The organism is Martelella lutilitoris, from assembly GCF_005924265.1.
Classification (GTDB): domain Bacteria; phylum Pseudomonadota; class Alphaproteobacteria; order Rhizobiales; family Rhizobiaceae; genus Martelella; species Martelella lutilitoris.
Genome location: NZ_VCLB01000011.1, coordinates 1 through 23137, shown reverse-complemented (window position 1 = coordinate 23137; position 23137 = coordinate 1). Strand labels below are relative to the sequence as shown.

18 protein-coding genes are annotated in these 23137 nt (G+C 61.8%); 11 read left to right on the top strand and 7 right to left on the bottom strand.

Annotation, left to right across the window (positions count from 1 at the left end; translation table 11 throughout):
* Window positions 1–31 precede the first annotated feature (31 nt).
* The 6 genes from FF124_RS18665 to FF124_RS18640 all read right to left on the bottom strand — a co-directional run bounded on the left by FF124_RS18665 (window position 32) and on the right by FF124_RS18640 (window position 7997).
* Window positions 32–1690 (bottom strand): hydantoinase B/oxoprolinase family protein, encoded by a 1659-nt coding sequence (locus FF124_RS18665; RefSeq protein ID WP_138749998.1) that lies wholly within the window; start codon window positions 1688–1690, stop codon window positions 32–34.
* Window positions 1691–1693: 3 nt separating this feature from the next.
* Window positions 1694–3763: a hydantoinase/oxoprolinase family protein gene (locus tag FF124_RS18660; RefSeq protein ID WP_138749997.1), complete on the bottom strand. Its 2070-nt coding sequence runs from the start codon at window positions 3761–3763 to the stop codon at window positions 1694–1696.
* A gap of 30 nt (window positions 3764–3793) precedes the next feature.
* A complete protein-coding gene (locus FF124_RS18655) occupies window positions 3794–4759 on the bottom strand; it encodes an ABC transporter permease (protein ID WP_138749996.1) in 966 nt (321 codons plus the stop codon).
* Window positions 4756–6288 (bottom strand): sugar ABC transporter ATP-binding protein, encoded by a 1533-nt coding sequence (locus tag FF124_RS18650; protein ID WP_138749995.1) that lies wholly within the window; start codon window positions 6286–6288, stop codon window positions 4756–4758. The genes FF124_RS18655 and FF124_RS18650 overlap by 4 nt, the downstream gene beginning before the upstream one ends.
* A gap of 93 nt (window positions 6289–6381) precedes the next feature.
* Window positions 6382–7371: a sugar ABC transporter substrate-binding protein gene (locus FF124_RS18645; protein ID WP_138749994.1), complete on the bottom strand. Its 990-nt coding sequence runs from the start codon at window positions 7369–7371 to the stop codon at window positions 6382–6384.
* 95 nt (window positions 7372–7466) lie between these two features.
* The gene (locus tag FF124_RS18640) at window positions 7467–7997 is read right to left on the bottom strand and encodes a GAF domain-containing protein (RefSeq protein WP_246072549.1); all 531 of its coding nucleotides are present in this window, start codon (window positions 7995–7997) and stop codon (window positions 7467–7469) included.
* Window positions 7998–8259: 262 nt separating this feature from the next.
* Between FF124_RS18640 and FF124_RS18635 the strand changes: the two genes are divergently transcribed.
* From FF124_RS18635 to FF124_RS18625, 3 genes are all read left to right on the top strand, one after another.
* Window positions 8260–8982: a GntR family transcriptional regulator gene (locus FF124_RS18635; RefSeq protein WP_138749992.1), complete on the top strand. Its 723-nt coding sequence runs from the start codon at window positions 8260–8262 to the stop codon at window positions 8980–8982.
* Between the two features lie 179 nt (window positions 8983–9161).
* Window positions 9162–10094: a dihydrodipicolinate synthase family protein gene (locus FF124_RS18630; protein WP_138749991.1), complete on the top strand. Its 933-nt coding sequence runs from the start codon at window positions 9162–9164 to the stop codon at window positions 10092–10094.
* A 41-nt stretch (window positions 10095–10135) separates the two neighbouring features.
* Window positions 10136–11068: a 4-hydroxyproline epimerase gene (locus tag FF124_RS18625; RefSeq protein ID WP_138749990.1), complete on the top strand. Its 933-nt coding sequence runs from the start codon at window positions 10136–10138 to the stop codon at window positions 11066–11068.
* Here the strand turns inward: FF124_RS18625 and FF124_RS18620 are convergent.
* The gene (locus tag FF124_RS18620; protein WP_138749989.1) at window positions 10999–11502 is read right to left on the bottom strand and encodes a hypothetical protein; all 504 of its coding nucleotides are present in this window, start codon (window positions 11500–11502) and stop codon (window positions 10999–11001) included. The genes FF124_RS18625 and FF124_RS18620 overlap by 70 nt on opposite strands.
* A 749-nt stretch (window positions 11503–12251) precedes the next feature.
* Between FF124_RS18620 and FF124_RS18615 the strand changes: the two genes are divergently transcribed.
* The 8 genes from FF124_RS18615 to FF124_RS18580 form a co-directional block, all read left to right on the top strand.
* Entirely contained in the window at window positions 12252–15452 is a 3201-nt protein-coding gene (locus tag FF124_RS18615) for an alpha-mannosidase (protein WP_187327007.1), read from the top strand.
* A gap of 130 nt (window positions 15453–15582) precedes the next feature.
* A complete protein-coding gene (locus tag FF124_RS18610) occupies window positions 15583–16632 on the top strand; it encodes a LacI family transcriptional regulator (protein WP_138749987.1) in 1050 nt (349 codons plus the stop codon).
* 389 nt (window positions 16633–17021) lie between these two features.
* On the top strand, window positions 17022–18242 hold the full coding sequence (locus tag FF124_RS18605; protein ID WP_138750134.1) for an ABC transporter substrate-binding protein: 1221 nt from the start codon (window positions 17022–17024) through the stop codon (window positions 18240–18242).
* A 9-nt stretch (window positions 18243–18251) separates the two neighbouring features.
* Entirely contained in the window at window positions 18252–19202 is a 951-nt protein-coding gene (locus FF124_RS18600; RefSeq protein WP_138749986.1) for a carbohydrate ABC transporter permease, read from the top strand.
* Complete coding sequence (locus FF124_RS18595) at window positions 19195–20070, top strand: carbohydrate ABC transporter permease (protein WP_138749985.1); 876 nt, start codon at window positions 19195–19197, stop codon at window positions 20068–20070. Before FF124_RS18600 ends, FF124_RS18595 begins: the two co-directional genes overlap by 8 nt.
* A 78-nt stretch (window positions 20071–20148) precedes the next feature.
* Window positions 20149–21225: an ABC transporter ATP-binding protein gene (locus FF124_RS18590; protein ID WP_138749984.1), complete on the top strand. Its 1077-nt coding sequence runs from the start codon at window positions 20149–20151 to the stop codon at window positions 21223–21225.
* A gap of 123 nt (window positions 21226–21348) precedes the next feature.
* The gene (locus tag FF124_RS18585; protein ID WP_138749983.1) at window positions 21349–22680 is read left to right on the top strand and encodes a Gfo/Idh/MocA family protein; all 1332 of its coding nucleotides are present in this window, start codon (window positions 21349–21351) and stop codon (window positions 22678–22680) included.
* Between the two features lie 340 nt (window positions 22681–23020).
* Window positions 23021–23137: transposase (locus tag FF124_RS18580; protein WP_138749982.1), on the top strand; the 117-nt coding region annotated here is incomplete at its 3' end.

Here is a 23137-nt window from a genome sequence, read left to right as displayed (position 1 = left end):
TGCCGCCGGCGCTCGGCCGCGACCCGAGCGATCACGCCTTGTAGCCGTAGATCTCTTTCGCGCGTTCGGGCGTGAGGTATTCGTTCTTCAGGTCACGCTCGATATCGGCGCGGCTGCGCAATTTCGGGTCGCCATAGCCGCCGCCATTGCCGGTGACCACGCGGATGATATCGCCTTCGTTGACCGTGAGGTTGGTGGTAAACGCGTGGCGGTCGCGGGAGCCGTCGCGGCGCATCACCTCGACATAATTGACCGAGCCGTCGAGCCCGCCGGACGCGCCCCAGGGCGGCATGCGCGAGCGGGTGTAGCCGACCGAGAGGAAATTGTTGTCGGCGCGGACGCGGTAATGCACCTCGATGCCCTTGCCGCCGCGCCACTGGCCTTCGCCGCCTGGTTCTGAGTTCAGCGCCACCTGCTCGATGCCGAGCCCGTAGCGGGCTTCGGCGACTTCGGCCGGGCAATTGAACGTCTCGCCATGGAAACCGGAGAACTGGCCGGAAACGCCATCGGAGCCTTCCCATGCGCCCCAGCCGCCGACCTGCGGCTCGACGATGGTGTAGTGGCGACCGGTATCGGGATGCGGGCCGCCGATATTGGTGCCGCAGATCGAGGCGAAGTTTCCGGCCGGGACCGAACCCGGAAAATGCTCGGCCATCGCCCTGAGCAGCATGTCGAACAGCCGGATCTCGACCTCGGCATAATAGCCGAGCGCGCCGGGGGCTTCGACGTGATAGATCGTGCCGGGTTTGGTCACCACCTTGAGCGGCCGGAAGAAGCCGCCATTGCCGGGCGCATCGGCATCGGTGAAGTCCTTGAAGGCGAGTTGCACGGCAATCTCGGTGCCCTCGCGCGAGCAGTTGAGCGAGCCGGACTGGGCCGGGTTGTCGGTGAGGTCGACGATAAATTCGTCTGCGGTCACCGTCAGCGTGACCTTATGGACCACGCCGCTGTCCTGCTCCTCGGAAAAGCTGTAGCTGCCCTGCGGAATGTTCGCGAGCGCCGCCCGGGCACGGCGTTCGCCGAGGTCCATATAGTCGGTGACGGCAGCGGCAAACGTGTCCGCGCCGTATTTTTCGGCCAGTTCCAGCACACGGCGCTCGCCGATGCGCAGACCGGCAATCGCGGCCCACAGATCGCCGTTCAGGTAATCAGGCAGGCGGGAATTGATCTTCATGATATCGAAAACCGCATGGTTTTCGACGCCTGCGGTGAACAGCTTCACCGCCGGAATGCGGATGCCTTCCTGGAAGATTTCCGTGGCTTCCGCCGACATCGAACCGGGCACATTGCCGCCGACATCGTTCCAGTGAGCGATATTGGCGACCCAGGCAACCATGCGGCCTTCGTGGAAGACGGGTGCCGCCAGCACCATGTCGTTGAGATGGGTGACGCCGCCGAAATAGGGGTCGTTTGAGGCGAACACATCGCCCTCGCGGATGTCTTCGAGCGGGAACTTGGCGAGAATCCCCGCGATCGCCTTGTCGAGAACGCCGATGAAGGCCGGAATGCCCGCGCCGGATGCGGCGATCTGGCCTTCAGGGTTGAGGATCGAGGTCGAGAGGTCGAGCACCTCGTAGATGATCGCGCTCATCGAGGTCTTCACCTGGGCGTAGAACATCTCGTCGGCGATCGCTTCCAGCGCGTTCTGGATAATGTCGAAGGTGACGGGATCAAAGGTCTTGTCGGTCATGGATCAGCCCCTCGTCTCGATATGCGTGTTGCCGAAATCGTCGATGAAGACGCGGTTGCCGGGATGAACGACGATGGTCGTGCCCGGGTCCTCAATCACCGCCGGTCCGGTAAAGCGCATGCCCGGCTCGAACTTCGTGCTGTCATAGATGGTGGCCTCGTGCCGGCCTTCGGTGGCGTAGTCGACCATGCGCCGGCCCTTTACCGCGTCCTCCAGCTTCGCGCCGGTTTTCGGCAGCGCCACCAGTTCAAGCTTGCCGACCTCGGCGGCGGCGACCAGATGCAGGCCGATGATCTCGACGCCTGCGGCAAGGCGATAGGTATATTCGCGCTCATAGATCTCGTGGAATTCCGAGACCATCTTCGTCAGGGTTTCATCGGTCACGGGGCCGGCGGGCACCGGCACCTCGACGGCAAACTCCTGGTTCTGGTAGCGGCAGCGCACCATCGGCTTGAGCGAAACCTTGTCGGGGCCGAAACCCTCGCGGGCGTACTCGGTGCGGGCGCTTTCCATGGTGTGCTCCAGCAAGGCGTTCAGACTTTCGCGATCCGTGCTGTCCATCAGCCGGGTGACGAAATAGTCGCGGCGCAGGTCCGACATCATCATGCCCCAGGCCGAGAACACTGGCGCGCCGCGCGGCACGACAACCTTCTTGACGCCCAGTTCCTGGCCGAGCGCCACGCCATGCATCGGGCCGCCGCCGCCGAACACCACCAGCGTGAAGTCGCGCGGGTCATAACCGCGGTTGACGGAGACCAGTTTCAGCGCGTTGACCATGTTGGAATTGGCGATGCGGATGATGCCGCGCGCGACGTCCTCGGGCGTATTGCCCATGCGTTCGGCCAGCTTTCCGAGCGCGTTTTCCAGCGCCGGCATATCGGCCTCCACTGACCCGCCGCAGAAATAGTCCCTGTTGATCCGCCCGAGCGCCAGATTGGCGTCCGTCGTCGTCGCGTCCTCGCCGCCGCGTCCATAGGCGGCGGGGCCGGGCGTGGAGCCGGCCGAGTGCGGGCCGACATGCAGCTTGCCGAAATCGTCGACCCAGGCGATCGACCCGCCGCCATTGCCGATTTCCACAAGGTCCACCACCGGCACCATGATCGGGTAACCGGCGGATTTACCGTCGCGCTCGATCCAGTAATCGGTCTTGATCGTCACCTGGTTGTTTTCGATCAGCGAACATTTGGCGGTGGTGCCGCCAATATCGAGCGCCAGAATGTTCGGTTCGCCGATGATGCGGCCAAGCTCGGCCGCGCCCCAGAAGCCCGACGCCGGGCCGCTTTCGACCATGGTGATCGGCACGGCCTTGATCGCGTCGAGCGAATCGACGCCGCAATTCGACTGCATGATGAAAAGCTGCCCGGCATAGCCCTTGCCGGTGAGGCCGCTTTCGAGCTTCTCCAGATAACGCTGGGCCTTGGGCTGAACATAGGCCGACAGGATCGCGGTGTTGGTGCGCTCATATTCGCGCCATTCGCGGGTGATCTGGTGCGATGCGACCACCGTCACCTCGGGCCAGCGCGCCTCGACCTCGGCCTTCAGCCTCGCCTCGTGTTCCGGATTGGCATAGGCATGCAGCAGGCTGATGGCGATGGCTTCTATGCCGTCGGCGCGGAACAGCGCCAGCGTCTCATCGAGCGAAGCGAGATCCAGCGGCGTGACCTCGTTGCCGTGATAATCCATGCGCTCCACGATCTCACGGCGCAGATAGCGCTCCACGAAGGGGGCCGGTTTCTTGTATCTGAGATTGAAGAAGTCCGGCCGGTTGCCGCGGCCGATCTCGATGGAATCGCGAAACCCCTTGGTGGTGATCAGCCCGACCTTGGCGCCCTTGCGTTCGGTCAGCGCGTTGATGACCACGGTGGTGCCGTGGGCGAAGAAATCGACCGAGCCGACATCGACCTTGGCCTTTTCCAGAACGTTGAGGACGCCCTTTTCGAAATCCGGCGGCGTGGTGTCGGATTTTTCCGTGCGCACGGTCTGGACGCCGGTTTCAAGATCGGTCTCGAAATAGACGAGGTCGGTGAAGGTGCCGCCGACATCGGTCGAGACACGTGTGATTTTGTCAGTCATTGCAAATCTCTGTTGATGTATCGAAGGCTGTCACCGCACCCGTTTGCCGGAGGCGGCAAGCGAGACCGCGGCCACGATGATCACGCCGGTGGTGAGGTCCTTGAAGAAAGGATTCACGTTGAGAATGTTGAAGCCGTTGCCGATCAGCGCCATCAACAGCACGCCCGCGACCGAGCGCCAGATCGCGCCCGAACCGCCCATGATCGAGGTTCCGCCGAGGATGACGGCCGCGATTGCCTCGAACTCCATCCCGATGCCGGCCTGCGGGGATGCCATGGAGATGCGCGACACCGCGATCACGCCTGCGAGACCTGCGGCCATGCCCGAAAGTGAGAAGGTGACGATCTTGATCAGATTGGTGCGGATGCCCGACAGGATCGCAGCTTCCTCGTTGCCGCCGACGGCGAAGACGCGCCGTCCGAAGGTGGTCCGGTTCAACAGCACCATGAAGATCACCATGAAGATGATCAGCACGATCACGGCGATGTTGACCATGCCGATGCGGCCGCGGCCGATCCAGGAGAATTCGGCGATCCTGACCGGGATCAGCGCGCCGCCGGTGATCAGGATGGCGATGCCGCGATAGACGAGACTGGTGGCCAGCGTCACCAGGAAGGAGTGCACGCCGAAGCCGGTGATGATCGCGCCGTTGAGCGTGCCGAGCGCCAGCCCGATCAGCGGACCGGCGATAATGGCCGTATAGGGATCGACATGAACGGCGATCCAGCCGGCGGCGACAGAAGCCACGCCGAAGACCGCGCCGGTCGACAGGTCGAACCCGCCGCCGATGATGACGAGCGTGAGCGCGCAGGCGATGATCGCCAGCGGCGCCGACTGGTTGAGAATGTTGAGCAGGTTGCGGGCCGTCAGGAAACTGTCGGAGATCAGGCTGAGCCCGACCATCAGAATGACGATGATGGTGAGAACGCCGTATTCGCGGGCGAAATCGCCGGGCGTGATGGAAAAACGCCGGGCAGGTGTCTGAACGTCGCTCATGGTTGGGTGACCTCCTTGCCGCGGGAGACGGCGCCTTGTTCTTCAAAGATGCGGTGCAGTGCCTCGTCGACCGTGGTGTCGCGGCAGTCGGTCTCCGCGAAGATGCGGCCGTCGCTCATCAGATAGCCGCGATGGGAGAGGTTGATGACCTCCTCGAGTTCGGAGGAGATCAGAAGCACGGCCACGCCGTTTTCCGCCATTTCGACGATGAATTCATGGATGCTCTGCCGGGCGCCGATATCGACGCCCCGGCTGGGCTCGTCGAGGATCAGCAGGCGCGGCTTTTCCACCGCCCATTTCGACAGAAGCACCTTCTGCTGGTTACCACCGGAATAGTAGGCGACCTCGCCGTCTGTGGCGGAGGGGACGATGCCGAAATGATCGATCATGCTTTGCGCCCGGCTGCGTTCCAGCCCGTGGTTGATAAAGCCGTAGCGCGAGATGTTGCCGAGCGAGGCGAGCGAGATATTGGGCCTGGTGGTCTGGGTCAGGACCAAGCCCTGCTTGCGCCGGTCCTCGGGCACGAAGGCAATGCCCTGGGCGATGGCGCGCGGCACTTTAAGCCGGCGGTTCTGCGCGACGCCTTGAATGGAATAGCGGCCGGCGGCGATCGGGTCGGCCCCGAACAGCGCGCGCGCGACCTCCGAACGGCCGGAACCGACAAGGCCGATCAGCCCGACGATCTCGCCGGGATAGATTCTGAGCGAGATATCGGAGAGGCCGGTGTCGGTGGCGACATTCTCCATCTCGACGACGGGCGTGCCTTCCCCTGCCGGGCGCGGCGGCAAAGCGGGCCAGATGATCTCGGACGCCTCGCCCAGCATGGCGTCGATAAGGCTGTCCTTGGTCTCGCCGGCGATCGCATCGGTGCGGATGACCCTTCCGTCACGCATGACCGTGACACGGTCGCAATTGGCGAGGATATGATCGAGAAAATGACTGACATAGATGACCGTGACCTCGCGCGCTTTCAGCCGCGCGATCAACTGGTGCAGTCGTTCGGCCTCGTCCTCCGTCAGCGAGGAGGTCGGCTCGTCCATGATGATCACCCGCGCGTCGCGGGCAATCGCCCGCATGATTTCGACCTTCTGGCGCTCGGCGATGCGCATGTCGGCGATCCGGGTATGCGGGTTCAGGCCGAAATCGCAGGTCTCCTCCAGCGCGTGGAAGCGGGCGAGGTCGCCCTTGCGCAGAAAGCCCGCGGTATTGCTTTCCAGCCCGAGGAACACGTTTTCCAGCACGGTGAGCTCGGGCACGAGCTGGAGCTCCTGGTGGATCATGGCAATGCCGCGGCCAAGGGCGTCGCGCGGCGAAAACCGGGTGACCGCCTCGCCGAATACCTCGACCGTGCCTTCATCCGCCGAGTAATAACCGCCGACAATCTTGCCGACCGAAGACTTGCCCGCGCCGTTTTCACCGACGAGCGCGTGCACGGAGCCTTTTTCAATGTCGATATTGATGTCGTCCAGGATGCGCATGCCGCCAAAACTCTTGGCGACGCCCCGAAGCCGGATGGCGATGTCGGTCATGGCTTTCCTTTCGATCTTCAGCGCGCCGCTCTCGCAGGCGCGCCGTGTGAAGCCGGGATCCGGCGCGTCAGATGCGCGCCGGGAATATCGGGATCAGCCCTGCCATTCCGGCTCGAAATCCTGGTTTTCGTCCAGCCATTCCTTGGTGATGATCTTCGGCGTTTCGCGCAGCGAATACTCGTCGATCCAGGTCGGAACGGTTTCGCCATTGAGCGTTTCGACCATGGTGTCGAGCGCGGCCGCCCCCATGGATTTCGGGAACTGCGCCAGCGTGCCGCTCCAGCTGCCGGCCTTGATCGCGTCAACGGCGATCTGGTTCAGCCCGCCGCCCAGCGTGTAGATCTGCGTGATATCGAGGCCGGCATCCGCAATCGCGACCTCGGCACCCATCAGATGCTGGTCGGCATTGGAGAGCACGACGTCGATGTCGCGATTGGCCTGCAGAATGTCCTGCATGGCGATCATCGAATCCTGGGGCGAATAATTGCCCTCGCCGGTGGCGACGATCTCGATATTGTCGTGCTCGCCGAGGATTTCCTTATAGGTATCGTTTCGGACATTGTCGAAGGGGAAGACAAGCTGGCCGATGAGGACGACGACCTTGCACGGATCCTTGTCGGCGCAGTAATCGACCACCGCATTGGCCTGGGCGGTCGCGCCGACCACGGGGTTGGAGGCGACGGTAACGGTGAGGCCCGGCACCTGAGGATCCATCTCGGTTAGTTCGGGCCCGACGGGAAACAGCGTGGTGCCGACCTTGACGCCCGCCTTCACCGCATCTTCCAGCGCGGTCGCGATGCCGACCGTGTCGTTCGGCGTGATGATGATGGCATCGAACTTGCCGCCGGCGACGATGTCCTCGACCTGCGAGAACTGGGCGGTGGCCGAGAACTCGCCATCGAAGATCTGGGTGTTGACGTTGTCGTAGCCGGACGCGGCTTCCTTGATGCCGTCATAGATCGCCTGGTTGAAGCCGTTCTGCGACGAGGCGGCGAGGAAGGCGACGTTGAAATCCTCGGCCTGCGCGGCCAGAGGGGCTGCCATCGTCGAGAAGAAAATAGCTGCTTTGAGTGCAGTGTTCATAGTCTGTTTCTCCGGTTTGAGAGGTCTTCATCTTGTTATGCGGCTTTTGAACGGCCATTTTTCGAGGCTCTTCGGCCCCTTTATGTCAGGTCAGATCAGGCTTGGTCCGGTCGGGCGGCTCTCGCTGTGTCGGGGTGAAAGGTTGCCGTTTCGGTATCTTCGAGATTCAGAAGAAGAAACGCGGCGGTTACCGCTGGCTGCCAGGCCAGAGCGCGGGCGACTGTTTCTTGCGTGAAATGACCGCGTGGTCCCAGCAGGTTGACCGTTCCGATCACACGCCCGTCAGCGATCGCAGGCAGGTTCATGTTGGATTCAAAGCCGAGATCGCGGATCTTCTCCCAGTCGAAAAAGACCTCGGCGATCTGTTCGATGGTCGTTGTGCTGAAATGCCGGTTGCTGGCGATTACCGTTTCGTAATAGCGGTTTCTCTCAAGCGGCTTGAACCCGCCAAGCGCATAGGCTTCGACATTTTCCGAAAACACCCGGCGCGACCGCATGCGCGACAGATCATAAACCGACGCGGTGGTCAGCCCCTTGCCGATTTCCGCATTCAGCCCGTCGAGCAGGTAGGCAAAGACCCGTCGGGCCGCGTAGGGCTCTGCCGCAAGACGAAATAACGCCGTCATGTCACAGGACATCGGCGTTCGTCCTTCCGGCTGTGCGCAGCCTCACGCCCATCGCCCGCCGGTCTTGCCGCTGCAAGGGTAAGTAAGCAGAGGTTCGTGCATTTATCCTCATCATGCGCCAATCCAGATTGCAGTCTTGATGAACAGGTCTCTACATTATCGCCCAAAATTCATTCTGTCGACAAAAAAAATTTGAAACTTGTCATGGAATGTGTGCATGGAGTGTTGCATAGTACAAAAAAGTTCAGGAGAGCCGAATATCATGGTCAAGACATCGTCGGAAAACAACGCGCTCCAGAGCCAGCAGGTGAAGCGCGGCGGCGGCGTGGCGCATGTGTACGAAATCCTGCGCAACGAAATCATCGAACTGAAGCTTGCTCCGGGCAGTCCGGTCGACGAGACGGAACTGTCGGAGCGGTTCGCGATGTCGCGCACGCCGATCCGCGAAGCGCTCGTGCGGCTTGCGGCGGAAGGCCTGATCACCGCGCTGACCAACCGCACGACAATCGTCTCCAATATCGATTTCGTGCAGCTCGGCGCCTTCTTCGACGCCCTGACGCTGATGTACCGGGTGACTGCGCGTCTTGCGGCCATTCATTACAACCAGGCCGATCTCGCCGGAATTCGCGCGCATCAAAGTCGCTTCGCCGCAGCCGTGGAAGCCCGGGATGTGCTGGCCATGATTTCAGCCAACCGCGATTTTCATATCGCCATCGCTGAGGCCGGCCGTAACAAATACTACACCGACCTGTTCCGGCGTGTGCTGGATGACGGACGTCGTATCCTTCGCCTTTATTACCGGTCTTATGATGATGACCTGCCGCGCCAGTACGTGGCCGAACATGAACACATCGTCAGCGCGATGATCGCCCGGGACGTCGACGAATCCGACCGTCTCGCGGTGCAGCACGCCGACCAGATCGTGCGACAGATCCGCGCCTATATTGCAGCGGATTCGCGTAGCGTTTCCTCCATTTCGCTCTAGGCTTGTTCGTCTTCCCCGATGAAGCGGAGGATTGTGTCGCGTAATTTAGTATTTTATTTGTCGACACTATAAATTATCGGTGTTACTAGATTTGTAAGTGACCGGCCTGCGGTGTCGAACCACGACCAAAAAATCGCGCCCGCAGAGACCAATTCCTTGTGCCCATGAAAGGACCCCTGATGAGCGATACAATCTTCACCGGCTGCATTCCGGCCCTGATGACCCCGTGCAAGCCCGACCGCACGCCGGACTTTGAAGCGTTGGCGCGCAAGGGCCGGGAACTTGTCGATGCGGGCATGTCGGCCGTCGTCTATTGCGGGTCGATGGGCGACTGGCCGCTTCTGACGGATGAGCAGCGCATGCAGGGCGTCGAGGCGCTGGTCGAGGCCGGTGTTCCGGTGATCGTGGGCACCGGCGCGATCAACACGAAATCCGCGGTGGCGATCACCGCGCACGCCGCCCGCGTCGGCGCCGCCGGCCTGATGGTCATTCCGCGCGTTCTCTCGCGCGGCAGCTCGGTTTCGGCGCAAAAGGCGCATTTCTCGGCGATTCTCGAAGCGGCAAACGGCCTGCCTGCCGTGATCTACAACAGCCCCCATTACGGCTTCGAGACCCGCGCCGATCTGTTCTTCGCCTTGCGCGCCGATTACCCCAACCTGATCGGCTTCAAGGAATTCGGCGGCGCGGCCTCGCTCTCCTACGCCGCCGAGAACATCACCTCCGGCGACGACGAGCTGACCTTGATGGTCGGCGTCGATACCCAGGTCTTTCATGGCTTCGTCAAATGCGGCGCCACCGGCGCGATCACCGGCATCGGCAACGCGCTTCCGAAGGAGGTCCTGCATCTCGTTTCGCTCTGCAAAGCCGCAGCCAAGGGCGACAGCGAGGCCCGCGTCAAGGCGCTTCAGCTCGAAGAAGCGCTGTTGGTGCTGTCGAAATTCGACGAGGGCGTTGATCTCGTGCTGTTCTATAAATATCTGATGGTGCTGAACGGCGACGCGGAATATAGCCTGCATTTCAACGAAACCGACGCCCTGACGCCGTCGCAGCAGGCCTTCGTCGAAGAGCAGTACAAGCAGTTCAAAACCTGGTACGCCAACTGGGCGGCCTGAAAACCGGCAACCGGAAATCGAGCCTGAGCGGAGAGCATCGAATGCATGTGATTGACAGCCACACCGCAGGCGAGCCGACGCGGGTCATCCTCGACGGCTTTCCCGATCTCGGTTCGGGCCCGCTTTCCGAACGCGCGGCGCTCCTTGCGACGCGATATTACGACGATTACCGCGCCGTGGTGCTTGAGCCGCGCGGCCAGGTGGCCATGGTCGGCGCGCTGCTGGTGCCGCCGGTGGACCCGACCTGCGTCACAGGCGTCATCTATTTCGATGTCGGCGCGGTTCTCGGCATGTGCGGCCATGGCACGATCGGTCTTGCCGTCACGCTTTACCACATGGGCCGGATCGGCACGGGATTGCATCGCATCGAAACGCCGGCCGGCGTCGTCGCGGTCGATGTGCAGGATGAAAGCACCGTCACCGTCACCAATATCGAGAGCCGCCGGGCCAAGGCCGACGTCACGGTCGATGTGCCGGATTTCGGCCCGCTGACCGGCGACGTCGCTTATGGCGGCAACTGGTTTTTCCTCGTTGACCCGAGCCCCATTCCGGTGGTTCCGGACAATATCCGCGCGCTGACGGATCTCGCCGTCGCGACGCGAACCGCGCTCAACGCGCAGGAGATCGGCGGCGAAAATGGCGAGCCGGTCGACCATGTCATCTTCCATGGCCCCGCCAAAGACCGGGCGGCCCACAGCCGCAATTTCGTGCTCTGCCCGGATGACGCCTATGACCGCTCCCCCTGCGGAACCGGCTCGTCGGCGCGGCTGGCCTGCCTTGCTGCAGCCGGCCAGCTGGGCGAAGGATCGGTAATCGTGCAGGAAAGCATTATCGGCTCCACCTACCGGCTCTCCTATACGGCGGGAAGCCAAGGGGGCGTGATCCCGTCGATCACCGGTCAGGCCTATGTCATGTCGGTGGCCGAACTGGTATTCCAGCCCGACGATCCTTTCCGCAACGGTATTGTTATCTGAGCTGCGCAGGCTGATCGGGAATCACAGGCTAACGCCTTCAGCTTGCCGGTATCCAGAGAGCGTTCGAGCCGCTTGATGTAAGGGGCGATATTGAGGCCGTTTTCGATGAGCCATACCGGATTGTAATAAGTGAGGGCATAGCGTGCGCCGCTGTCGCAGATCAGCGCCACGAACGAGCTTTCACACTTTTCTTGCATCATTTTCGCGGCAATCCGGCGCAGGCCGAAGAAATTCGTGCCGGTCGAGTTGCCGGCCTGGCGGAAGATACGTTTGGGCGAAACGTGCATGGCCGCCAGCGAGGCCTTTTCGGGAACCCGGATCATGTGATCGATGACTGCCGGCCAGAAGGACTGTTCGACGTGGAGCCGACCGATGCCCGCGCTCATCATTACCCGTTGGGGGGGGCGCTCCTCGTTTTCGAACTGCGCAAGCATGCTTTAGGCGATTTTGTTATTGCCCTGCCAGCCGGTGGCGCATTCGGCAAAGTTGAACGGGTCAAGATAAGGACCGCCGGCTTTATCGGCGACCTATTTTGCGGCCGCGTAAACCTCGCCGGAGCGTTCGACCAGACGGCACGGGTCGCCGAATCGTTTGATCGTCTCGGTTTTCAGGCGCGATGCGGTGCGCCATCACGGCGATGAAGGTCAGGTGCAAGATCCGGGCGAAACAGGTTTCCGCTCGGATGCATGCTCTCATCCTTCAGATAGACGGAAAGCCCCTTAAGGCCAAGGAACACCGGTTTGATGAGGTGGGTGTCCACAAAAACACGGGCAATGCAGTCATCCGTTGCGAGAAATAGCGGGTCGACGGTTCATATCCCTTCAAGACCTCCAAGAGCCCGCTTCAATAGTTCAGATAGGTAACTTGTCTTGCGAGGCTCGTGATCATCACCCTGACGCTGGCGACGTTGGTCAATGATGAGACGCGATCGTCAGACAGCCCAGAACGGCGCACTGTCTGTTGGACGTCGCCGATCTCTTGCTTTCAGGTTTTAATTGCAACGTTGCGATTTTGAGTTTACTGCTGCGAGGTGAGCGGAAAATCGCACCTTGATATCTGCAAGGGCGTGGTTTCGCTCTCGCACGTCATAAGAAATCGGGGGACTTCTCCGGTTCCATCGCCCGCCACATCCGGAGGACGGGCGTTCAGAAAATCGCCGGCCTTGGCCGCATGGGAGCGAATGATGAGGGATGCCAGCCCGCTTGCGGGAGAACTCGGCCTGTTGCCGGACGATATCAAGCAGGAAGCCAAGCTGAAGCGCTTGCTTGACGATTTGAAGACGAAGGTGACCAGCCCCGTCGATGCCGCCCTGGCCTGGCATTTCAGCGAAACGCCGATGACACCGTCCGAGGCCCTTTCGGCCGAGTGGGCATCCTGGCCGCCATTCGGGCCGCGGTCGGTGTGGAGCAAAAAGCAGGGCCACACCTGGTTCGCTGGTGCTTTCACCGTTCCGGAAGAAGCGCATGGACGTATCCTGGTGCTGAGGATCGCGTCGCAGTGGGAGGAGCGCAAGGGCTCGACCGACCCGCAATGTCTTGCCTATCTCGATGGCCGGATCGCCCAGGCGATCGACGGCAACCACATGGAGCTCGAGATTGCCCGCAGCGCCGTGGCTGGCACGACGCATACCGTCCACGTCAATGCCTTCACCTTTTTCGACCGGCCGCTGGTCGGGCTTGCGACCAGCTTCCATCTGCGCGACGAACGGGTGGAGAAGCTCTATTACGATCTTCTCGTGCCCTATCAGGTCGCGACTTACCTGCCGCAGACCGATCCACGGCGCCACGTGGTGCTCGATCTCGTCGACCAGGCGCTGCGCGCGCTTGACCGACGGGATGGCGACACGCCGGAATTCCGGCAAAGCCTGCCGGCGGCCGAGGCGATCGCCGCCGAAATCTATGCCCTGCCGGATGGCGGCATCAAGCCGCTGATCACCGCCGTCGGCCACACTCATATCGACATCGCCTGGCTCTGGCGCGTGGCCCACACCCGTGACAAGGCCGGACGGTCTTTCGCGACAGCGCTGAAGTTGATGGACGAGTATCCCGGTTTCGCCTTCATGTACAACCAGGCCGTCCTGTTCAATTTCCTGAAGCAGGATTATCCGGAGCTCTGGGAACGGGTGAAGGAAAAGGTCAGGAGCGGCCAGTTCGAGATCGAGGGCGCGATGTGGGTCGAGCCCGACGCCAACATCGTCTCCGGCGAATCGCTGGTGCGCCAGATCATGCGGGGCCGGCAGTTCCACCGCGACGAGTTCGGCGTGGTGCCGAAGTCGCTGTGGTTGCCCGATACGTTCGGTTATTCGGCCAACCTTCCGCAGATCATGTGCGGCTCGGGGCTCGATTACTTCATCACCTCCAAGCTCTCCTGGAACGACACCAACCGCCATCCCTATGACACCTTCTTCTGGCGCGGGATCGATGGCTCGACCACAAAGGCGCAGCTGATCACCACCCAGGCGCTCGAAAGCAAGACCTTCTACACGATCTACAATCCGGAACTGACCGTCAGCGAGGTCTTCGGGTCCTGGCGGCGTTACGAGCCGAAAAGCGCCAGCCGCGAAGTGCTGATGTGCTACGGCTATGGCGACGGCGGGGGCGGCCCGACGCGCGACATGATCGAGCGCGGCAGCCGGCTGGAGCGCGGCATTCCCGGCGCGCCAGAACTCAGGCTGGAGGGCATCGGCCCGTTCCTCGACCGCCTCGGTGCGCGCATGGAAGCGCGCGCCGAAAAATTCCCGACCTGGAACGGCGAGCTCTATCTCGAATATCACCGCGGAACGCTGACCACGCTCGCGCGCAACAAGGCCAGCAACCGCAAGGCCGAGCGGCTGATGCGGGAACTGGAATTCCTCTCTTCCATGGCTTTCGTGCTGAAGGGACGGAGCTATCCCGGGGACGAACTCCGCGGCTACTGGGAAACCATCCTGATCAACCAGTTCCACGACATCCTGCCGGGCACCTCGATCGCCGAGGTCTATCAGGACACCGACGTTGAATACGGCGCGCTGTTTTCTGCCATCGCTTCGAAGGATGGCCTCTGGCATGCAGCCCTCGGCGCGGTGTGCGAGCGCGAAGAGGAAGAGCTGACGCTGGTGAACGCGACCGGGCAGGATCGCGCGGGCGAACTCGTCACGATCGGCTCGGCATCCGCGCTTGCGGGGCTCGGGCTCGAATCGGCCGGTACCGTGGCGCCCCTGCAGCGGCTGGAAAAGGCCGATGGAACGGCGGTCTTCGCCGCGCCGGCAACGGTCAGGCCGCTCGGCTGGTCGAAGGCGGCCTTGCGCGCGTCCGCCGCCGCGCCAGCCACCTCCGTCCTCTCGGTTTCCACGAGCCATCTCGAAAACGAGCATATCCGTGTCAGCCTCGACGATCGCGGCGAGATCACCTCGCTTTTCGACAAGACGCGCGACCGCGAACTCGTGAAAGCCGGCAGCACCGCCAACCGGCTGATCGCCTATGAGGACAAGCCAAAGAAGTATGACGCCTGGGATATCGACCACTATTTCGAGGAACAGTACTGGCCGCTTGCGGATGGCCCGGTCACGTTCGAGGTGGTCGAGCAGGGGCCTTACCGCGCCGCTCTCAGAATTTCGCGGACCTACCAGTCGTCGACGCTCGTGCAGATCGTATCGCTCGAAGCAGGTGCGTCGATGGTGCGCTTCGAGACTCTCGTCGATTGGCAGGAGCAGCACACCGTTCTGAAGGCCTGCTTCCCGCTCGATCTCAACTGCTCTGAAATTCGCTCGGAAATCCAGTTTGGCCATGTCAAACGGGCAACCCACCGCAACACCAGCGTCGACAAGGCCCGATTTGAAACCTCGATGCACCGCTGGATCGACATGAGCGAGACGAATTTCGGCGCCGCTTTCCTGAACGACTGCAAATATGGCTATGACGCGGTCGAGCAACTCGTGCGGCTGACGCTGCTGCGCGGCTCGATGGCGCCGGCCGAAATGCCGGATCGCGGCGAAAACCGCATGAGCTACGCGATCATGGTGCATGGCGGTCTGACGGATCTTTCCGAGGTCCAACGCGCCGCCGAGCGGTTCAACAATCCGATCGTCGTGGTGGGGGATGCATCCAGGCCATCGCAAGTGCCGGTTTCGCACGCGGCTTTCTCCTTTGCTACCTGCGACGCCGCAAATGTCACGCTGGAGACCGTTAAAAAGGCCGAGGAAAGCGAAGCGCTCATCCTCCGCATGTTCGAACATGCCAATATCCGCGCGGAAGGCCGGATCGTGTTCGGCATACCCGTGAAATCCGTCAGGATTACCAACCTGATGGAAGAACATGAAGGCCGGGAGCTTACGCTCAGCGACAATGGCGTCGACATCGACCTCCGGCCGTTCGAGATCCAGACGCTGAAAATCGAACCGGCCTAGGGCTTGCGGGAGGCGCTGCCAAAAAGACCGTGGCGGCGCCTCAAGGTAACGTTGCAATTCTGTGGGGACGGACCATACTCACCCGTGCTAGACGCGTTTGCGTGAGTATGCGGAATTCAGCAGTGTTATCATGAAGCAGGTTGACGACGATGAACGGCCGGTTCCCGGCAAACGGGCGACATTAAAGACGATTGCCGACCTGACGGGATACAGCCTGTCGACGGTATCGCTCTCGTTGCGGGGCGGAAAGCCGCTGAAGGAAGAGACGCGTCGCCGGGTTATGGAGGTTGCCGCCGAGGTCGGCTATGTCCCCGACAGGGCCGGCGTGCGCCTCAGAACCGGCAAGACCAACGTCATCTCCCTGATCCTGCACGACGGCGGTCATTCGGTCGAGTTCACCAGCCGGCTGCTGCAGGGGGTCGCCAAAAGCCTCAAGGGAACCCGTTATCATCTGACCGTCAGCCCTGAATTCGAGGATGTCGATTCGCTCGACGCGGTCCGCCACATCCTCGAAAACAACACCGCCGACGGCGTAATCCTGACCCACACGATCCCGCGTGACAAGCGCGTCAAGATGATGATGGATGCCGGCCTGCCCTTTGTCAGCCTCGGCAGAACCGAGTTCGAAACGCCGCATCCTTTCCATGACTTCGATTCCGAGGCCTTCATCGATCTCGCCGTGGCGCGCCTCGACACACTCGGGTGCCGGAGCCTCATCCTCGCGCAGGAAAGCAGCAACACGACCAACTACCGCAACCTCGTCAATGCCTTCCGCAAGGCCTGCCGGGCGAGGGGCATCGAGGGCGTGATCCGCGGCGAAAACCTCGTCGCCACCGGTGGCTTTGACGAGGTTCGCCGGTTGGGCCGTCAACTCGCCGCGGACGGCGACCGACCGGACGGGGTCATCTGCAGCGGGGAACTCTACGCAATCGCGCTGTGCAGCGGTCTGCAGGAACGCGGCGTCCTGATCGGGCGCGATATGAAGCTGGTCTGCAAGCAGACCTCCGACATCCTGCCGATCATCTTCCCGCATTCCGACGGCATCGAGGAGGATATGGTGGCGACCGGCGTCGAACTGACCCGGCTCCTGCTCGCCCGTCTCGATGACGCGCCGGTGGAAAACCTGCAGACTCTCGGCGCGCCGGTGCCCCGCTGGCGCTATGGCGTCACTGCTTCCTGATCCGGCCGTACGGACTTTCGGCGCGGGAGCGCGGCGGGGAAGTCGTGTCCGGCCAAAGTTGCATCATGATTGTCATAAGCTTATGAAATAATTACTTTTTATTGGATATCCGACATTTACGATAAAATCATTGCAACGTTGCGATTTTGCGCTTATTGTCCGTCATAGCCCGGTCGCCGGAACGAGGTATCAGCGATGCCGGGCGCTGATTCCGGGGTCGCCGGTTTCGGCAGGGAGTTGAACATGCAGGCCATCGCGATCGTGACGGCGGCCCGGACACCTGTGCCCGGGACCGTCCCCGCGTGGCATAGTGGAGGATTTCAGTGAGCAGTTTTGTGATCAACCGACGTCATTTCCTGGGCGCAAGCGCGGGCGTGGTCGGCCTATCCATGTTCGGGGGTGCGGCCCGCGCCGCCGAAACCGACATCCGCATGGTCTGGTGGGGGTCCGAGGAGCGGGCCAACCGCACCAATGCCGCAATCGAGGCCTTCGAACAGGCTTTCGCCAATGTCGCCGTCGAGGGCGAATATATGGGTTGGGGGGATTACTGGCCTCGCCTCGCAACGCAGATCGCCGGCGGAAACGCGCCCGACCTTATCCAGATGGATTATCGCTACGTCTTCGAATATGCCCGGCGCGGCGCGCTGCTGCCGCTCGACAGCTATCTCGGCAACGAACTCAAGATCGAGGACTTCGGCACGGCCAATCTGGAATCTTGCAGCGTCGACGGCAAGCTCTACGGCGCCAATGTCGGCGTGAACGCGATCGGTCTGATCCTTGATCCCGCCGCCTGGGAAAACGCCGGCGTCGAACCGCCGTCTTATGGCACCACCTGGGAAGACTACGTTGAAAAGTGCATCGCCTTTGCCAAGGGCAACGACCGGAAGCGTTTCTACGCCAGTGTCGACGGCAGCGGCAAGGAAGCGCTGTTCGAAGGCTGGCTGCGTGGTCGCGGCAAGTCTCTCTATACGCAGGACGGTCAACTCGGCTATGACGCGAAGGACGCGGCCGAATGGTTCGCCATGTGGGTGGAGATGCGCAAGGGCGGTGGCTGCGTGCCGCCGGATATCCAGGCGCTCGACAAGGAGTCGGTCGAAAATTCCCCGCTCATCCTCGGCTATTCCGCGACCGACAGCATCACCTCGAACAAGTTCGTGGCGTTCCAGAAACTGAGCAAGGTGCCGCTTGGCCTTGCCGCCCAGCCGGTGGTCAAGGACGGCAAGCCTTCGAGCTATCTGAAGCCGTCGCAGATGTTCTCGGTCTACGCCAAATCGAAGGCCCCCGACGCTGCGGTCGAACTCGCGAACTTTCTTGTGCGCGATCCGCGCGGAGCGCTGATCCTCGGCATGGAACGCGGGGTTCCGGCATCGCCTGCCATCCGCGATGCGCTGATGCCCGATCTCGACGCGGCAAGCCGCAAGGTCGTCGATTTCATCTCGAAGCTGACGCCCTATGTCGGCCCGCTGCCGCCGGCGCCGCCGCAGGGTGCGGGTGAAGTCTATAACGTCTTCATGCGCGTCAGCCAGGAGGTCGCATTCGAGGCTGCAAGTCCCGAAAAGGGCGGCGAAAGCCTGGTGAAGGAAGCCAATTCCGTGCTTCAGCGAGGATAACGGCTCAAAATGAATACTACCAGGCAAGTCACTGCCTCGGTCGTTGCCGGCGGGCCGCCAAGGCCCGCCGGCGGGCGGCAGGGGGCCTTTTTCCGCAATCTGCCAGGCTATCTGTTCCTGTCGCCCTGGCTCATCGGCTTTCTCTGTCTCACCCTTGGGCCGGCGCTGGTCTCACTCTATCTTTCGTTTACGGATTACGACCTGCTGCAATCGCCGCATTTCGTCGGCGCCGCCAATTACGTTCGCATGATGACCGAGGATCCGAAATTCTCCGCGGCCATGCGGGTCACCTTCCTGTTCGTCGCGCTCTCCGTTCCGCTGAAGCTCATTTTCGCGCTCGCGGTGGCCATGGCGCTCAACCGGGGACTGAAGGGACTGACAGTCTACCGGGCGGTCTTCTATCTGCCGTCTTTGCTCGGCTCGTCGGTCGCGATCGCGGTGCTGTGGCGCCAGCTTTTCGCCGCTGATGGCCTGATCAACAGCATCCTCGGGCTGTTCGGCATCGAAGGCCCAAGCTGGATTTCCAATCCGAACTACTCGCTCTACACGCTGGTGGTACTGTCGGTGTGGCAGTTCGGTTCGCCAATGATCATCTTCCTTGCCGGCCTTCGGCAGATCCCGACGGACATGTACGAGGCGGCGAGCCTCGACGGCGCCTCCGCCGTGCGCCAGTTCTTCAGGATCACCCTGCCGCTCTTGTCGCCGGTGATCTTCTTCAATCTCGTGATCCAGACGATCGAGGCCTTCAAGGCCTTCACCCCCGCCTTCATCGTTTCGGGCGGCACGGGCGGGCCGATCAACTCGACGCTGTTCTACACGCTCTACCTCTACCAGGAGGCCTTCGGTTACTTCCGCATGGGCTATGCCTCGGCGCTCGCCTGGGTTCTGGTGGTCATCATCGCGGCATTCACGGCGCTGTCGTTCCTCTCAACGCGCTATTGGGTTCACTACGATGACTGATACGACACAACCGCTTCCCGGCACATCGAGCCAGCATCCCTACCTGCGCTCGGCGCTGATGCATGCCGCCCTGATGGCGGTATCCTTCGTGATGCTCTATCCGGTGCTTTGGATGTTGGCGGGCTCGCTTCGTCCGGCATCCGACCTGTTCGGCCGCAATGTCAGCCTGATCCCCTCGCAGGTGACGCTCGAGGCCTATACCAACGGCTGGTTCGGCCTGAAGGTCAGTTTCGGGCGCTTCTTCGTCAACTCTCTGGTGATCTCGGTGCTGGCGACGATCGGCAATGTTCTGGCCGCCTCGCTTGCCGCCTTCGCCTTTGCACGCATGAAATTCTGGGGTCGCGGCGTCTGGTTCGCGCTGATGCTCGGAACGCTGATGCTGCCCTATCACGTCACGCTGATCCCGCAATATGTGGTGTTTCTGAAACTCGGCTGGGTCAACACCTGGCTGCCGCTGATCCTGCCGAAGTATTTCGCCATCGATGCCTTCTTCGTGTTCCTGATGGTTCAGTTCTTCCGCGGCATTCCGCGTGAGCTCGACGAGGCGGCGATGATGGACGGTTGCAGCGCATGGCGGATCTACAGCCGGATCATGCTGCCGCTGTCGATGCCGGTGCTGGCGACCGCGGCGATCTTCTCCTTCATCTGGACCTGGGAGGACTTTTTCGGACCGCTGATCTACATCAGCGAGATGAAGAACTACACGGTGCAGCTCGGCCTGCGCTCGTTCATCGACTCGAGCGGCACATCGAGCTGGAACGAGCTTTTTGCGATGTCGATCCTGTCGCTGGTTCCGCTGTTCCTGATCTTCCTGTTCTTCCAGCGCCTGCTCATCGAAGGCATCGCCACAACGGGAATGAAACGCTGACGCCGGGCCGGCCGCCGCGCAGTCGGGCGCCGGCCGGTTTTCCAGCGCACAACAAAGCCAAATTAGGTGAGACACGATATGTCTACGAGTATTGAACTCAGAAAAGTGGTGAAGCGCTTCGGCGCGGTCGAGGTCATCAAGGGGATCGACCTCGACATCGCGCCTGGCGAATTCACGGTGTTCGTCGGCCCGTCGGGCTGTGGAAAATCGACCCTTTTGCGGATGATCGCGGGTCTCGAGAACATCACCAGCGGCGATCTTCTGGTCGCAGGCGACAGGATGAACGATGTCCACGCCTCAAAGCGCGGGATCGCGATGGTGTTCCAGTCCTACGCGCTCTATCCGCACATGACCGTCTACAAGAACCTGGCCTTCGGTCTGGAGACGGCAGGCTACAAGCGGGCCGAAATCGACAGGCGGGTGCGCGCGGCAGCCGAGACGCTGCAGATCACCGACTATCTGGAGCGACGGCCGAAGGCGCTTTCCGGCGGCCAGCGCCAGCGCGTCGCGATCGGCCGCTCCATCGTGCGCGACCCGAACATCTTTCTGTTCGACGAACCGCTTTCCAATCTGGACGCGGAGCTGCGTGTGCAGATGCGCGTCGAGATCGCCAAGCTGCACGAACGTCTCGGCAACACGATGATCTACGTGACCCATGACCAGGTCGAGGCCATGACCATGGCTGACCGGATCGTGGTGCTGAAGGCCGGCGAGGTAATGCAGGTCGGTTCGCCGCTCGATCTCTACAATCGCCCGGCCAACCAGTTCGTCGCGGGCTTCATCGGTTCGCCGAAGATGAACTTCCTGACGGGAAAGACCCTGTCGCCCACCCTATTTTCGGTCTCCGGCTGCGACATCACGCTGCCCGGCATGGTGCCCGTGGCAAACCCAGGGACGCCGGTGACGTTCGGGGTCCGCCCGGAACATATCGTCGTTGGCGGTGAGGATGGCATTTCGCTGGGCGAAGTCAGCGTTCAGCTCGTCGAACACCTCGGCGGTACGACCGTGATCTACGCCACGACCGCAGGCGGCGAGAACCTGACGATCATGGCCGACGGCCAGCACATGATCACCAACGGGACGGTTATTCCGATCCGGGTCAACCCCGCGCTCTGCCACGCCTTCGATGGCTCGGGCAAGTCACTCAGGGCGTAGGCGCATGTGGGGCAGAGGTTCGACCTGCCCCACGAAGCGCTGTTTCCCTCCCCCTCCCGCAAAGGCGCCACCGATGGTTTTCGCGGCGGCCCCTTTGCGGCTCTTGAAACATTGGAGAAGACCATGAAATACGCAATCGTCGGCACGGGGTCGCGCCACGGCATGTTTCGTGACGCCGTCACCCGCGATTTCGCAGACGGCAATGAGCTGGTCGGCCTTTGCGACATCAACGACAAGCGGCTCGCCCTTTCCGCAGGACGGGTGCCGCCACGCGAGGGCAATGGCATCGCCACCTATCTTGCCCACGAGTTCGCCACGATGCTCGACGAGCAGAAGCCCGACACCGTGATCTGCACCGTACCCGACTATCTCCACCACGACTATGCCGTGGCGGCCATGCGGGCGGGCTGCGATGTCATGACTGAAAAACCGATGACGATCGACCTTGCCAAGCTGAAGGCGATCCTCGACGCGCAGGCCGAAACTGGCCGCAAGGTGGCGGTGACCTTCAACTACCGCTACACGCCGGCCCGCACGCAGCTCAAGGACATCCTGATGTCCGGCGCGATCGGCGAGGTTACGGCGGTCAATTTCTCCTGGTTCCTTGATCGCGAGCACGGCGCGGACTATTTCCGCCGCTGGCACCGCTACAAGAACCAGTCGGGCGGCCTGCTTGTACATAAGTCAACGCATCATTTCGATCTCGTCAACTGGTGGCTTGGCGGCACGCCGACATCGGTGACGGCCAGGGGAAGGCGTGCCTTCTACACGCCGGAAACCGCTGCCGCCAGAGGGCTTTCCGGCCATGGGCCGCGCTGCCTCGACTGTCCCGTCGGCGACCGTTGCGATCTTCGTCTCGATCTCGCGCACCACGCAAAGCTCAAGGAACTGTTCCTCGATGCCGAGGACGCGGATGGCTATCTGCGTGACCGCTGCCTGTTCGACGAGGACATCACCATTGAGGATACGATGCAGGTTCAGGCGAGCTACGATACCGGCGCGACCCTGAACTACACGCTCTCGGCCTACAGCCCCTGGGAGGGCCTGGAGATCAAGTTCTACGGCACCAAGGGTGAACTGACCCACCGCCATGTCGAGGTTCACGGCATCTTTGCCGGCAAGCGCGACAAGGCCGAAGGCTCGGAGTCGATGACGACGACGCTCTACATCGCCGGCGAGAAACCGCGCCAGCTCGAGGTCTGGAGTGGCGCCGGCGACCATGGCGGGGCCGACCCGGTGATGCTTGCGCATCTGTTCGACGCCGATATCGGCGAAGACAAATACGGCCGTTCCTCGAGCCATATCGACGGCGCCTGGTCGATTCTTACCGGCATCGCCGCCAATGCCTCGATCGCGAAAGGCGGTGAGACCGTCCATATCGACCGGATGCTGGCCGATCACGGCATCGACAACCTTCCGCGAAAGCGCTGGGTGACGGGGCCTGCCACGCGATAGGCCAGCCGTCGGAAGGCGGCGTCCGATGCGATTTGTCCGACCGGGAGAGAGGTCTGGGCGCAGAGGCCACAGGGACTTGTGATAGGGTTCGCAACAAGAGGAGTTCAAAATCCTGCGCTAAGTGCGAATGAAATGTGAACTTTATGCAGCAAGCGCGCGACCGTTCGGAAATCGCAAGGGTCTGAACTCTCCTGGCATGTGCTGTTCATAGTCCCAGGAGGATATTTCGGTGAGATTTATGTGCTCCCAACTGAGTGGCGAGACGTCCCTCAACTGACCTGCTTCCCTGAATGATCCTCGTTTTTTTGGTTAGTCTGTTCCCCAACGAAGGAGACAGGCAATGAAACGATCCAGGTTTTCCGATGAGCAAATCATCGGCATTTTGAAGGAGCATCAGGCGGGCATGTCGGCGGCTGATCTGTGCCGCAAATACGGCGTCAGCGATGCGACTTTCCAT